12 protein-coding genes are annotated in these 13,793 nt (G+C 51.1%); 4 read left to right on the forward strand and 8 right to left on the reverse strand.

All coding sequences use genetic code 11. The features are described 5' to 3' along the window. Positions 1–8 precede the first annotated feature (8 nt). On the reverse strand, positions 9–725 hold the full coding sequence (locus ACIDE9_RS11635) for a DUF3108 domain-containing protein (RefSeq protein ID WP_411994939.1): 717 nt from the start codon (positions 723–725) through the stop codon (positions 9–11). Continuing rightward, complete coding sequence (purM, locus tag ACIDE9_RS11640) at positions 725–1,771, reverse strand: phosphoribosylformylglycinamidine cyclo-ligase (protein ID WP_411994940.1); 1,047 nt, start codon at positions 1,769–1,771, stop codon at positions 725–727. The genes ACIDE9_RS11635 and purM overlap by 1 nt, the downstream gene beginning before the upstream one ends. Positions 1,772–1,947: 176 nt before the next feature. Here purM and ACIDE9_RS11645 point away from each other — a divergent pair, with 176 nt between their 5' ends. After that, a complete protein-coding gene (locus ACIDE9_RS11645; protein WP_411995004.1) occupies positions 1,948–3,078 on the forward strand; it encodes an AI-2E family transporter in 1,131 nt (376 codons plus the stop codon). A 24-nt stretch (positions 3,079–3,102) separates the two neighbouring features. Then, positions 3,103–3,702, forward strand: coding sequence for an HdaA/DnaA family protein (locus ACIDE9_RS11650; protein ID WP_411994941.1), 600 nt, complete (start codon positions 3,103–3,105; stop codon positions 3,700–3,702). A 6-nt stretch (positions 3,703–3,708) separates the two neighbouring features. Here ACIDE9_RS11650 and ACIDE9_RS11655 read toward each other — a convergent pair whose 3' ends face one another. Continuing rightward, the gene (locus ACIDE9_RS11655; protein ID WP_411994942.1) at positions 3,709–4,806 is read right to left on the reverse strand and encodes a diguanylate cyclase domain-containing protein; all 1,098 of its coding nucleotides are present in this window, start codon (positions 4,804–4,806) and stop codon (positions 3,709–3,711) included. 189 nt (positions 4,807–4,995) lie between these two features. On the opposite strand from ACIDE9_RS11655, the gene ACIDE9_RS11660 reads away from it, so the two are divergent. Next, positions 4,996–6,636 carry an NAD(P)/FAD-dependent oxidoreductase gene (locus ACIDE9_RS11660; protein ID WP_411994943.1) on the forward strand — a complete coding sequence of 547 codons (1,641 nt, stop codon included), beginning with the start codon at positions 4,996–4,998 and terminating at the stop codon, positions 6,634–6,636. Positions 6,637–6,702: 66 nt separating this feature from the next. Here the strand turns inward: ACIDE9_RS11660 and ahpF are convergent, their stop codons facing one another. The 4 genes from ahpF to ACIDE9_RS11680 all read right to left on the reverse strand — a co-directional run bounded on the left by ahpF (position 6,703) and on the right by ACIDE9_RS11680 (position 11,542). Beyond that, positions 6,703–8,265 carry an alkyl hydroperoxide reductase subunit F gene (gene ahpF / locus ACIDE9_RS11665; RefSeq protein WP_411994944.1) on the reverse strand — a complete coding sequence of 521 codons (1,563 nt, stop codon included), beginning with the start codon at positions 8,263–8,265 and terminating at the stop codon, positions 6,703–6,705. A gap of 178 nt (positions 8,266–8,443) precedes the next feature. Next, the gene (ahpC, locus tag ACIDE9_RS11670) at positions 8,444–9,007 is read right to left on the reverse strand and encodes an alkyl hydroperoxide reductase subunit C (RefSeq protein ID WP_019883695.1); all 564 of its coding nucleotides are present in this window, start codon (positions 9,005–9,007) and stop codon (positions 8,444–8,446) included. 148 nt (positions 9,008–9,155) lie between these two features. Next, positions 9,156–9,962, reverse strand: a complete 807-nt coding sequence (gene soxZ, locus ACIDE9_RS11675; protein WP_411994945.1) for a thiosulfate oxidation carrier complex protein SoxZ — start codon at positions 9,960–9,962, stop codon at positions 9,156–9,158. 11 nt (positions 9,963–9,973) lie between these two features. After that, positions 9,974–11,542 (reverse strand): M48 family metalloprotease, encoded by a 1,569-nt coding sequence (locus ACIDE9_RS11680; protein WP_411994946.1) that lies wholly within the window; start codon positions 11,540–11,542, stop codon positions 9,974–9,976. A gap of 114 nt (positions 11,543–11,656) precedes the next feature. Here ACIDE9_RS11680 and moaC point away from each other — a divergent pair, with 114 nt between their 5' ends. Further along, positions 11,657–12,145, forward strand: a complete 489-nt coding sequence (gene moaC, locus ACIDE9_RS11685) for a cyclic pyranopterin monophosphate synthase MoaC (protein ID WP_411994947.1) — start codon at positions 11,657–11,659, stop codon at positions 12,143–12,145. Positions 12,146–12,781: 636 nt separating this feature from the next. Here the strand turns inward: moaC and ACIDE9_RS11690 are convergent. Beyond that, complete coding sequence (locus ACIDE9_RS11690) at positions 12,782–13,792, reverse strand: NAD(P)/FAD-dependent oxidoreductase (protein WP_411994948.1); 1,011 nt, start codon at positions 13,790–13,792, stop codon at positions 12,782–12,784. Position 13,793 lies beyond the last annotated feature (1 nt).

The raw sequence follows: 13,793 nt of genomic DNA on the forward strand, positions 1-13,793 counted from the left end.
AGAACCGGTTACTGACCGGTGATACTGGTGATCACCTGTTCCATACGTTTACCATCATCCTGAATCACCAACTTCACTGGCAAGTAATTCTTATCCTTGGCTAGATACAGGGTTTTCTCACCATCCGCATCTGTCAGTTTAATCACATTAAATGCCCCTGCTTCAGTCTGCAATAGCGTAGTTTCCTCAGTCACCACAAACGTATGCGGTGCCAGTTTTTTACCGTTGGCGACGGCAAAACTCACCTGCTTGTCCTTAGGCGGTTGCCACATCCAGCAATACATCACACTTAATAAATCCTGTGTGCCCTTGGATAACTTATCTGTCGCTTGCTCATCTTTAATCTGCATTTTGAGCACTTTCTTTGACCAGTCAAAATCACTGATCAGTGCTTTATCTGGGTGCTTGGACTGACGAGACTCAAAACGATTTGGGCGCAAGGCATTGGCAACCACCTGGCCCTGACTGGAGAGTGTGCGCTCACCCATGAGCTTATAGATTCCTTTACCCTCAGCCAGCGATGCGATTTGATAACGGTTGCCGGTTACACTCAACTGGTCTTTGACCGTGCCAATGGTGATGCCCTGTTGCAGCAAATCATATTTGAGCGTCAGTTGCTTGGGCGCGGCTGACAATACAGGCGCCCCCAACAGCAACATCGTGGCCAGCAGACTGGCCACGCAGCGCGGGTGATGGCTGAAACGCAGCATTACACCATCACGCATTACACGACCACGGTTGGCGCTTCACCTGCCTGTTGCGCACGAATCTGGCCAATGCGGTACACCGTCTCGCCCGCACCTGCCAGCACAGCTTGTGCCTGCTCTGCATGCTCAGCCGCCACGATCACTGTCATGCCGATACCGCAGTTGAATGTGCGGTACATTTCAATCGGTTCAATGTTGCCTTGTGCCTGCAACCACTGGAACAACGGTGGCAAGGTCCAGCTGGATTTCTGCACTTCTGCCGTCAAGCCTTCAGGCAACACGCGTGGAATATTTTCAGTGATACCACCACCCGTGATATGTGCCATGCCTTTCACTGGCAGGGTGTCCAGTAACTTGAGGATAGACTTCACATACAATTTGGTCGGTGCCATGACCACGTCTTTAAAGCGGCGGCCATGAAAATCGGATTCCATATCAATACCGGATTTTTCAATCAGCTTGCGGATCAGTGAATAACCATTGGAGTGCGCACCACTGGAAGCCAGGCCCAACACCACATCACCGGCTTTGATAGTAGAGCCATCAATGATATTGGCTTTGTCCACGCAACCAACAGCAAAGCCCGCCAGGTCATATTCACCGGCAGGATACATGCCCGGCATTTCGGCCGTTTCACCGCCCACCAGCGCACAACCAGACTCTTCACAGCCTTGGGCAATGCCTTTAATCACGGCGGCAGCGGTGCCAACTTCCAGTTTGCCACAGGCAAAATAATCGAGGAAAAACAGCGGCTCAGCGCCTTGCACCAGAATATCGTTCACACTCATGGCCACCAGGTCGATACCCACGGTATCATGCTTATCCAGCTGGAAAGCCAGTTTCAGCTTGGTCCCTACACCATCGGTGCCAGAGACCAGTACTGGCTCCTTGAATTTTTTCGGCATGGCAAACAGTGATCCAAAACCACCAATACCACCCATCACTTCCGGGCGCATGGTGCGCTTGGCAAACGGCTTGATTTGCTCGACCAGGGCATCACCGGCCTCCATGTCGACACCGGCATCGCGGTAAGTGAGTGATGTTTTATCAGAAGAAGTCGTCAAGATGCTCTCGTTTCTTTCAATGCGATTAATCAGGTGAACCACTGTAAGCAGCGCAGATGTTTACAACAAAGCGCGATACAGCGTTGAAATTCAGTATAATTTTAAAATAATCATTATTTTAACGCATCTTGCCGCTTCGACCTATGCCGGATTGTGCGGATGTGTCACACACGCCCATGTCAGACCAGGATCATCAGAAATCTGTCGCCACCCAGTTTGTCAGCGATCACCGCTGGTGGATTGTGACGGCGGTTTTTATCTACCTGTTTTACCTGTTGGAACCTATCCTGACCCCGTTTCTGGCTGCGGCGGTGATTGCCTACATGCTAGATCCGCTGGTAGACCGCCTGAGTGAAACCGGCATACGTGGCTGGCAAATTGGCCGTACCCTGGCAACGCTGCTAGTGATGCTGGGCGTGATCCTGGTCGTCACCGGCCTGTTGCTCATTATCATCCCATTGCTGCAACAGCAGTCACTGCTGATTGCACAGCGATTGCCGCTGCTACTCGACCACTTTCACCAGCAAGTGGAACCCTGGCTGCTACAACGCTTTGGTATCCATCTTGATTTCAATCATACCGATGTGCAAAAGCTCATCACCGAACACTGGCAAACTGCGGGCAGCATGATAGGCGCATTCCTGCTCAACGCTGGCCAGAAAAGCCTGAGCCTGATTGGCATTTTCGCCAATATCTGTTTGCTACCAGTGGTACTGTTTTACTTTTTACGCGACTGGGATGACATGGTGGCGGAGATCGGCGAATTGATTCCGCGCGACTGGATTGGCAGGGCCAAAAGCATGTCTGTTGAAATCGACCGTGTCGTTGCCGAATTCTTACGCGGCCAATTGTCGGTCATGCTGTCACTGTGCGTGTTTTACAGTGTCAGCTTATGGTTAGCGGGCCTGGATATGGCACTTTCGATCGGCATGATTGCCGGTTTACTCAGCTTTGTACCCTACCTGGGGTTTGCGCTGGCGTTTGTGCTGGCGGTGGTGCTGGCCTTATTGCAGTTTGCCTCGTTGCCAGAAGTCGTGCCGGTGTTACTGGTATTTGGCGTCGGACAATTGGTAGAAAGCTTTATCCTCACGCCGATTCTGGTCGGTGACCGTATCGGCCTGCATCCGGTGATTGTGATTCTGGCCTTGATGGCAGGCGGCCAATTATTTGGCTTTGCGGGCGTATTGCTGGCCTTACCTGTCAGCGCCGCCATTGCTGTGGGGGTACGCCACACCAAACAAAGTTATTTGCGTAGCGAAGCTTATTTGAGCAGCCAACCGCAAATTATTCAAACCCTGGACGAGTGATTCCAGACACCTGAAACGACTGCTGTGAAACAACTGTTGCTCAATATTCAACCACCGGCTGCGCCGCGTTTTGATAACTATATCGTTGGCCAAAACCAGGAGGCGCTTGCCAGTGTGCATGCCGTACTGGCTGGCCAGGCCACCACCCGCTTTATTTACCTGTGGGGAGAATCCGGCAGTGGTAAAAGCCATTTACTGCTCGCAGCGCAAGACATGGGCGCGCACATTGCAGACGGCGTGCACCTGCTGGATGAAGAGTCACAAATCGTGTTGTTTGATACCTACAACCAGATTAAAGCCGAAGGCGGCGTGTTAGTCACCGCTGGCAATTATGCCCCCACCCAAATGGGTTTGCGTGACGACCTGGCCACGCGTTTGGCCTGGGGACTGGTCTATCAATTACATCCGCTCAGTGACGATGAAAAAGCTGATGCCCTGCGTGCGCATGCCCGTGATCGCGGCATGAAACTGCCAGACGAAGTGATTGCTTACTGCTTGCGCCATCTGCGCCGCGACTTACCAACCTTGATGGCGGTGCTGGAGGCATTAGATGAATGGTCACTGACGGCTAAAAAAGCGGTCACCGTGCAGTCACTGAAAAAAATGTTGCAAGACGCGCTCTAAGCGCCTTTATTCTGACCCAAAACTGTAGCGGTTTTTACCGTTTTTCTTCGAGTCATACATGGCTTTATCCGCCACATGCAGCAGTTGTTTGACATGCTTGCCATGGTGCGGATATTCGGCAATGCCGATACTGACACCAATCTCCAGCGGGATACCGCGCACCACCACCGGCTGCGCAAACAACCGAATCAGGCGCTCTGCCAACTGTGTCAATTCGTGGCGATATAAATAACTGCCCACCACCAGCACAAACTCGTCCCCGCCTTGGCGCGCCAGAAAATCCGACTGCCTGAGCACTTTTTTAAACATATCAGCCACTTCTATCAGCAACGCATCACCTACGCCATGGCCATATTTATCATTTACCAGCTTGAAGCCGTCAAGGTCCATAAACAGAATCGCAAACTGCTTGGAGGTATGCCTGGCCAATTGATAGGTATTGGCCAGATGCACATCGACACTGCGACGGTTAGGCAAGCCAGTTAATAAATCGTGATCAGCCTGATGACTGGCCTGTTTGGCGACGGCCTGGTTTTCCAGCACCTGCTCCAGCAAATCCGTTGTGCTGCGATAAGAAAACAGCAACACGCCAATAATCAGCACACCCAGCAAAATAGCTCCAATCACAGAGGCAAACATACGCTTGCGGATGTCTTGTTCAAACCCTTCCCTGAGCCGTTGTAACTTACTGTCAATCTCGTCGAGCTGATCATCAATCAGCTTCATCAATTCACGGCTTTTATCTTTACTGAGTGACAAATGCGATGCAAATTCACCAGCATGTAATTGCACCTGAATGCTCTGATCCATGACGTCAAATTTTTGGTGTACCAGTTGCTTGATTGTTTCCAGCCCAGGCCGTATCTCGGTAAAATCCAACGATTGCTTATCCAGCTTTGCCATGACTTGCTTGGTCTCGATACGCCCCTGCTCCAAGGTATCCAGAAACAAGGTATGGCCTGTGAGCAAGTAGCCACGCTGGCCGCTTTCGGCATTAGTGATCGCCTTGCCCAACGCAACGATGTCATAGCGCTGGCGGTCGACCAGGTCTTTTTGTTCTGAATAATAGACAAGCTGATACATGGCAATAAACAGCCATATCATTGAAATGCACAACAGTGCAGCAGCAATGATTAACGGGATAAGTATTCGTCGCTTGTAATTAAACATACGATGTTTATATCGTCATTTTTTTGCGCAGATTAAATCGAAGCCGAATAAAATCTATGATACGACTAGTCTGATTATAATAAAATAGAGTTTTGATAGATAACCACTATCCACGAGACCTTTATGTTACGCATTACCGAAATCAAACTGCCGCTGGTACAAGCCGAAACCCTCAAACATCAGGACGACCAGATCAAAGCGGCGATCCTCAAACGACTGGAAATTCCTGAAAGTGAATTAATCCGTTTTGAGATTTTTAAACGCGGTGTAGATGCGCGAAAATCGCATGCGATCTTGTATGTGTATAACATAGATGCCGAAGTCAAAAACGAGGCGAAAATTTTAGCCAAGTTTAAAAAAGATCCGCATATCAAACCCGCGCCGGATACTACTTATCAATTTGTCACGACCGCGCCCGAAAAGGCTGTAGAAAACACGCTTAGACCGGTAGTGGTTGGCTTTGGTCCCGCCGGGATTTTTGCTGCGCTGATTCTCGCCCAGGCGGGCTTCAAACCGATTGTGCTGGAACGTGGCAAAGAAGTCCGCCAACGCACCAAAGACACTTGGGGATTATGGCGCAAACGCGAATTGAACCCAGAATCCAACGTGCAGTTTGGTGAAGGTGGCGCCGGTACATTCTCTGATGGCAAACTCTATAGCCAGATTAAAGACAGCAAACATTACGGCCGCAAAGTGCTGCAGGAGTTTGTTAAAGCTGGCGCACCGGAAGAAATTCTCTATATCAGCCATCCACATATCGGCACCTTCAAGCTGGTAAGCATGGTGGAGGAAATGCGTAGCACGATCATCAGCCTGGGCGGCGAGATCCGCTTTAGCCAGCGCGTAACCGATATCGATGTCAAAGACCAACAGGTACAGGGCGTCACCGTGCATACCGGTGAATACCTGCCGACCAACCACCTGGTACTAGCCGTTGGTCACAGCGCCCGTGACACCTTTGAAATGGTGCATGAAAAAGGCATTTATATCGAAGCCAAACCGTTCTCAATTGGTTTCCGTATCGAACATCCGCAAAGCCTGATTGACCGTGCGCGCTACGGCAAAAGCTATAGCGACGATATTCTGCAAAAACTGGGCGCCGCAGACTACAAACTGGTACACCACGCAAAAAATGGACGTAGCGTGTACAGTTTTTGCATGTGCCCTGGCGGCACCGTCGTCGCGGCCACGTCCGAACCTAATCGCGTCGTGACTAACGGCATGAGTCAATACAGCCGTAACGAGCGCAACGCGAATGCCGGCATTGTGGTCGGCATCACCCCGGAAGTGGATTATCCCGATCATCCATTGGCCGGCATTGAATTACAGCGCCAACTGGAAAGTCAGGCGTTTGTGCTGGGCGGCAGCAACTATTCCGCACCCGGGCAATTGATTGGTGACTTCCTGGCGAATAAACCATCCACTGAATTTGGTGAAGTGACGCCGTCTTACACACCTGGCGTACATCTCACCAACCTTGAGTCTGCGTTGCCCACTTTCGCCATTGAAGCCATTCGCGAAGCAATCCCAGCCTTTGCTAAACAGATTCCAAACTTTGATCTGAAAGATGGCATTTTGACGGGCGTGGAAACACGTACGTCTAGCCCTATCCGTATCAAACGAGACGACGACACATTGCAAAGTATTAATACCAAAGGTTTGTTTCCATGTGGCGAAGGCGCTGGTTACGCAGGCGGTATTTTGTCTGCTGCAGTGGATGGGATTAAAGTCGCCGAAGCGGTTTCATTGTCTTTAGTTTCCTGATCCGCGTTCCAAGTCACCCAAAATAAAAAAAACCTGCCGAAGCAGGTTTTTTTATTGCTACTACACTTACTGGCGAATCAGGTAATCAAATGCACCCAGCGCTGCATTAGAGCCTTCCCCCATGGCAATGACGATTTGCTTGTAAGGGATCGTGGTCACATCCCCTGCCGCAAATACACCAGGCAATGAAGTGGCATTATGGTTGTTGATCTCAATTTCACCATACTTGCTTAGGTCCAAAGTACCTTTCAACCAGTCACTATTAGGCACCAGGCCAATCTGGATAAACACACCTTCCAGTGCAACATGCTTGCTCTCACCACTGACGCGATCCAGGTAAGTCAGGCCATTGACACGTGTACCGTCACCGGTGATTTCGGTGGTTTGCGCGCTGGTTAAAATCGTCACGTTTTGCAGTGAGCGCAACTTGCGTTGCAACACGGCATCGGCTTTGAGCTCGGTGTCAAATTGCAGCAAAGTCACATGACCCACCACACCGGCCAGGTCAATCGCTGCCTCAACACCAGAGTTACCGCCACCGACTACCGATACGTGCTTGCCTTTAAACAAAGGGCCATCGCAGTGCGGGCAATACGCCACACCCTTGTTTTTGTATTCCACTTCACCAGGCACGTTGAGGTTTTTCCAACGGGCGCCTGTGGCCAGAATCACAGACTTGCTACGCAGGGTCGCGCCACTTTCCAGCTTCACTTCAATCAGGCCAGCATGTTTGTTATCCTTTTGTGGCTCACTCAGGCCAACCGCACGTTGCAACGGCATGATATCCACGTCATAGGTTTTCACGTGTTCTTCAAGTGCTGCCACCAGTTTTGGCCCTTCGGTTTCCTTGACTGAAATAAAGTTTTCAATCGCCAGCGTGTCATTGACCTGACCACCAAAACGGTCAGCGACGATGCCGGTACGAATGCCTTTACGGGCGGCATAAATCGCAGCTGAAGCACCCGCTGGGCCGCCGCCAACCACCAGTACATCAAATGGTTCTCTGGCGCTGATTTTCTCGGCTTCTTTTGCAACTGCACCAGTATCAACTTTGGCCAGAAACTCTTCCACCAGCATACGGCCAGAGGCAAACATCTCGCCATTCAAGAAAGTGGCCGGCACCGCCATCACGTTGCGCGCATTCACTTCGTCCTGATACAAACCACCGTCAATCACCGTCACATTAATGCGCGGGTTAAACACCGTCATCAAGGTGGTTGCCTGCACCACGTCCGGGCAGTTATGGCAAGACAAGCTCATATAGACTTCAAAGTTCAAATCGCTGTCGAGCGCCTTGATCTGGTCAAGCACATCCTGCTCCACTTTGGGCGGATGGCCGCCAGTCCATAACAGGGCCAGCACCAGCGAAGTGAACTCATGGCCTAATGGAATCGCCGCAAAACGCACGCCACGGGTCTCGCCCTCTTTGGCAATCACGAAAGAAGGTTTACGGGCATCATCACCAGTTTCGTCCAGGCTGACTTTGTCTGACAACGCAGCAATCTCTTGCAACAACTCGCGCATTTTGGCCGCATTGTCGCTGTTATCCAGGGATGCAATCAGACGGATAGGCTGACGCAGCATGCCCAGGTAGGTTTGCAGTTGTGTCTTTAAGGTATCGTCTAACATTTTTACTCTCCAAATTCACGTACTCGTCTAAACCTTGCGGCAACAACAAGCCGTGGCCATATCGTATGGCAATCAAACATGGTTGGGGGGAAGCTCGCTCAGGTAAAACCACCATTTGAGTGACTTTACCTGAGCGCCCTGCTTGCGCAGGGCTTTGCTCAAGTCATCTCAAAGAGATTTAGATCTTACCTACCAAGTCCAAAGATGGTGTCAATGTTGCAGCACCGTCGTTCCATTTGGCTGGGCAAACCTGGCCTGGGTGAGCAGCGGTGTATTGTGCTGCTTTCAACTTACGCAAGGTTTCTTTTACATCACGGGCGATTTCGTTGCTATGCACTTCAGCTGTTTTGATTACGCCATCAGCGTTGATCACGAATGTACCGCGCAATGCCAGACCTTCTTCATCAATATGCACGTCAAATGCACGTGTCAATTGGTGTGTCGGGTCACCAACCAATGGAAATTTTGCTTTGCCCACTGCTGGTGAAGTCTCGTGCCAAACCTTGTGGGAGAAATGCGTATCGGTGGTCACGATGTACACTTCAGCACCAGCCTTCTGGAATTCTGCGTAGTTGTCAGCCGCATCTTCAACTTCTGTTGGGCAGTTGAAAGTGAACGCTGCTGGCATAAAAATCAACACAGACCATTTGCCTTTCAAAGACTCTTCAGTCACTTCGATAAATTTACCGTTGTGGAATGCTTGCGCCTTGAATGGTTGTACTTGTGTGTTAATCAATGACATGTAGTTCTCCTTTTATATAATTTAGAACACGGGTTAATTAAAGATTTGCTGCATTTCAACAGCGAATGGATGCATTTTAAGCACACATACATTATATGTAAAATTGATTATATTAATTTCAATGATAAATATATTTAATCAATAAAATCTAACTTGAAACAGCCACCTGACCATGGCCTTCATAACCCAGGTTATCTTGCCAGTTTACCGCAATCACATCCCCCACCTTGGCGTCTTGTAGATAAAAGGTAAAGTAAGGGTTACGCGAAATACCAGTGCCGGCTTGCACATCAATAATCACTTGTCCATTCAGCACCACCTGCATCAGTTGCATAAAATGCGCAGACAGTAGCTGGCCGTCATCGTTTTTGCTGCGGCCGGTACGCATGGGATGCAAAATAATAATCTTTAGTTCAGTGACTGGCTTGCCTGGCGAACGCTCATCCATCAACCGTGCACGCATTTTCATGCTGCTGGCAAACGGCTCTTCACGCTCACTACCGGCACAGCCATCTTCCAGCACAATCACCTGGCGCCGCTGTTGCTGGAACTGACCGTTGGCCTGCTGCGCCAGGGCGATGACTTCGCCCGACTGTGCCAGCTTGATGCGCGTCACCAGCTTGGGCAACACCTGCTTACCGAATTCAAAACTGGCAATCAGTGGCGTCGGATTGGCATCGGCCAGCAAGCGCAAGCTACTCACATTGCCCGCGGCCTGCTTACTCGTGAGCTCCACTTGCACCACGGCACCGTTTTCAGCTTTTTGTGGTGCATCAATCTGTAAATCAGGCGACACAGGCACTGCTATCGCCTTAAGCGCAGCCATAACGTCCGCTGTTTGCTTAGCCTCAAAAGCTTGCGTAAACCAGGTGGCCGCCTCCAGTTTGCGCGCTACCAGCCAGAATGGCATGGCAACCAATGCCAGGCCCGCCTTTAACCACGCCCGTCTCTGCATCGCGTCCCCTATCATCCGTTTTTATCATCGCCTTGCTCAAGCTTGAGCTGCTGCCGGAGTGTTTTCAACCGCGCTTCCACTTTGGATTGCAGATAAAAATCGCCATCTTTGGTTTTACTGGCAATTTCAAACTGGTCAATCGCACGTGGCAAATCATATTTACGCACATAGCTCTCACCCAATGCCTGGTGCCGCAACATCTGCTTGCCCTGCCCCTGGTAAGCCGCCGCCAGCCAGTCATATAACTTGGGGTCATCCGGAAAAGTATCCAGCTGTTTTTGAATAAATGTCACCGCTTGCACCCACTGATTACCGCGGACCAGTGACTCAGCCTCCCCTTGTGCCAGAATTCTGTGCTTGGGATATTGCTGCAAGCCCTGCACAAACAGCGCCTGCGCTTGCGCCACTTGTCCCAGTTTGGCCAAGGTGACACCTTTGAGGGTAACCAGGTAAGGGTTACTCATGCCATGCTGCACCAACCAGTTGACTTCCACTTGCGCATTCCTGGGTTGATTAGCCCGCAGCCAGGCATAGGCCAGGCCGTAATGTTCCGCCACTTCGTTCTGAAAACGCCCTTCATTAATATTGTTCTGGAACTCTTCTACCATTTGTTGCGGGGCGCCCTCAAAAGCACGAATTTTTGCCCGCATCAAGAAAAAAGTCAGGCTTTCATTCACCTGCTTGTAAGGCAGGTTTTGTACGCGATTACCAATGTCGGCAATCCGCTCACTGGTCAGCGGGTGCGTACGCAAATAGCTGGGCATACTGCCACCATCAGCAAAACGTGTCGCGCGCTGCATGGTAGTAAAAAAAGCGGGCATGGCGCGCACATCAAACCCGGCATCTTGCAAAATGGTCAGGCCAACCCGATCAGCCTCGCGCTCATGCTCACGCGTGTAATCCAGTTGCTTTTGGATGCCGGCGGCAGAGGCAGCCGTCATCGCCCCCATCCCCACCTGCGGATTAGAACGCGCAATCAACAAGGCCAGTGCCGTCGCCGCGATATTCTTAAACATATCGTACTTTTGTGACGCCAGCATGCGCGCCAGGTGATGCTGGGTGACGTGACCGATTTCATGCCCTAACACACTGGCCAGTTCTGACTCACTATTGGCGGCCATAAACAAGCCGGTATGCACACCGATCACGCCGCCTGGCATGGCAAAGGCATTAATGGTCTTGTCCTGCACCACAAAAAAATAAAACTTCTGCTGCCGGTCCGGGCTGCTTTCCCCCAGACGCGTCCCCAGCGCCTGCAAATAATCCGTCACTTCAGCATCATCCAGCACATCTTCACTGGTCGCCACCTGTTTGAGAATCTGGTGCGCAATTTTTTCCTCGTCGCGCAATGACAATACAGTTTGCGAAGCATCGCCCAGCTCTGGCAGCTGATTAGACGAATCGGACGGTAAACTTAAATCAAGGTCATCCGGCTCATACGGCTTGCCCGAAAATACACCTGTCGCATAATTGGCCTGCAAGGCCGCGCCCGGCACCAGCAACAGGCCGCACAACAGCAAGCCACGTACCACGTGGCGGCTACTCTGTTGATAAGCATATTGAAGGTTTTTAAAAGTCATGAATCCTAGCGCTTGAAATGGCACAACCTGATCACAAGCCTGTGCCAACTACCCAAACTTGTTATGATAACGACTTCATCGCTTGAGTTCATCCTTTTTCACACGCGTAAACCCATGACAAAATCAACCTCAGGACTCACCCATTTCAATGCCCAAGGCCATGCCCACATGGTGGATATCGGCGATAAAGCCCACACCAAACGTATCGCCATTGCCGAAGGTCACATCACCATGCAAGCCGCTACTTTGCAAACCATCCTGCAAGGCAATGCCAAAAAAGGCGACGTGCTCGGTATCGCCCGTATTGCAGCGATCCAGGCCAGCAAAAAAACCAGTGATTTGATCCCACTCTGCCACCCGCTTAGCCTAAGCCGGGTAGATGTCAGTTTTATGGCGGATGAAACACAACACAGCATTAGCTGCCGTGTGCAATGTGAAACTACCGGGCAGACAGGGGTCGAAATGGAAGCATTGACTGCTGTGCAAGTGGGGCTGCTAACGATTTATGATATGTGCAAGGCGATTGATAGAGGCATGACGATACAAGGGGTGAGAGTGCTGGAGAAGCATGGCGGGAAAAGTGGGGATTGGGTAGCCGTTTAAGTAACGAAAGCCTATCCAAGTAATGACAAAAGAATTACGTTTTAAAGCGACACTGACCGTATCGAGGCATTTCTTTCGCCTCTAGGCGAGTCACTTTCTGATGCTTGCCCCTCAGAAAGTAACCAAAGAAGAGGGCACCCAGCCATCACGGCCTTCGGCTTCCTTGCGTTGCTCAACAAAACAAGCGGTCACGAAACTCGCCCTAGCAGCTTGCACACTACGCAAGCTGCCGCGGTGCTCAAACAGTCGCTCCCTTCTCTCTTATTTTGTTTCCGCTACTCAGCGTGATGGAATGGGATTTATCTCGCCAAACTCACATAGTAGAAGTTTGAACGGTTAAAAAACAGATTGGTTTGTTAAAAGCACAAATGGTGGCATTCGCCAGGTGTTCTGGGTCCCCATCTGCCGCGCCGAGCAACGCAGGGTTGACGGGAGTTGTCGGCAAGCAACTGTTTGAGCTCCGTAGGAGCGAGTTTTTGATTGCCGCCCGACAAGCCGAGTAGCACAGGATACAAGCGGAAGCTGGGGTGCACTTTCTTTTGGTTACTTATTCTTTGTGCAAGCAAAGAAAAGTAACTCGCCGAAAAGGCGAAAAGCTATGTATCAACACTCCCATTAAAGAATGACTTTCCCAGCCTAACCCAACAACGCCGCAATCCGCCGCGCGCATTCCGGCGCCATGGTCACTCCATAACGGAAATGTCCTGTATTCAGGTACAAATTCTCAATCTGCGGATGCCGCCCAATACTAGGAATATTGTGTGGTGTCCCCGGCCGCAAACCGCTCCAGTGTTTGATAATCGCCTGCCCCTTCAAGGCAGGTAAGATAGCCTCAGCCTTTTGCAACATTTCCTGCCGCATACTGTCGGTGACGCCTGTATCAAAACCGACATCCTCCAGGCTGCTACCTGCCAGCAAGTGCCCATCACGGCGTTGCAGCATATAGAACCCGTCTCGATAAAGAATATGCGGCAACAGGCCAGGCGTCATGTGATACAACAACATTTGCCCACGCATGGGTTTGATATCGAGGCTGGAGGCCGTTTGTTTAAGCAGCTCAAAACTCCAGGCGCCAGAGGTGACAACAAACACATCGGCAGACAAGGTATCACCAGTGGTGGTTTGCCAGCGGGTGATTGGTGCGCCCCCCTCTTGCAGCGGCATCAATTGCGTTTGCTCACGCAAGATGACGCCATGCTTGATCAGCCAGGCCTTGAGTGATTGCAACAGGCGTGGGTTGCGGATCTGCACGACTTCGGGAATAAGCAGGTTGCCACCTTGTAGCGCGTATTCAAGGCCAAAGCGCGTACACCAGTCTATGGCTTGCTGCTGGTCAAACGGCGGTTGAATCAACATCCCGCTCTGGCTACATTCGGGGTCTATGCCAGTTTCGGCATATAACTCAGCACTCACGGCCGGATAGGCGCGCGCGCCTGCCAATGCCAGCTCATTGACCACATCCTGGTAAAACCACGGCAGCAAAGGGAAAGCAATGCCTGCCCCGGCCCATGAGGATTCGCCCGAGGTTTGTGCGGCAATGATGTTGCGCTCAACCAGCGTGACCGCATGGCCTTGCTTGCGTAATTGCATGGCGGTCAGGCATCCGACGATGCCACCGCCGACGACCACAACTGAACGCTTAGCCAAT

Origin of the sequence: Methylophilus sp. 'Pure River', from assembly GCF_046765995.1 — a bacterium.
Classification (GTDB): Bacteria; Pseudomonadota; Gammaproteobacteria; order Burkholderiales; family Methylophilaceae; genus Methylophilus.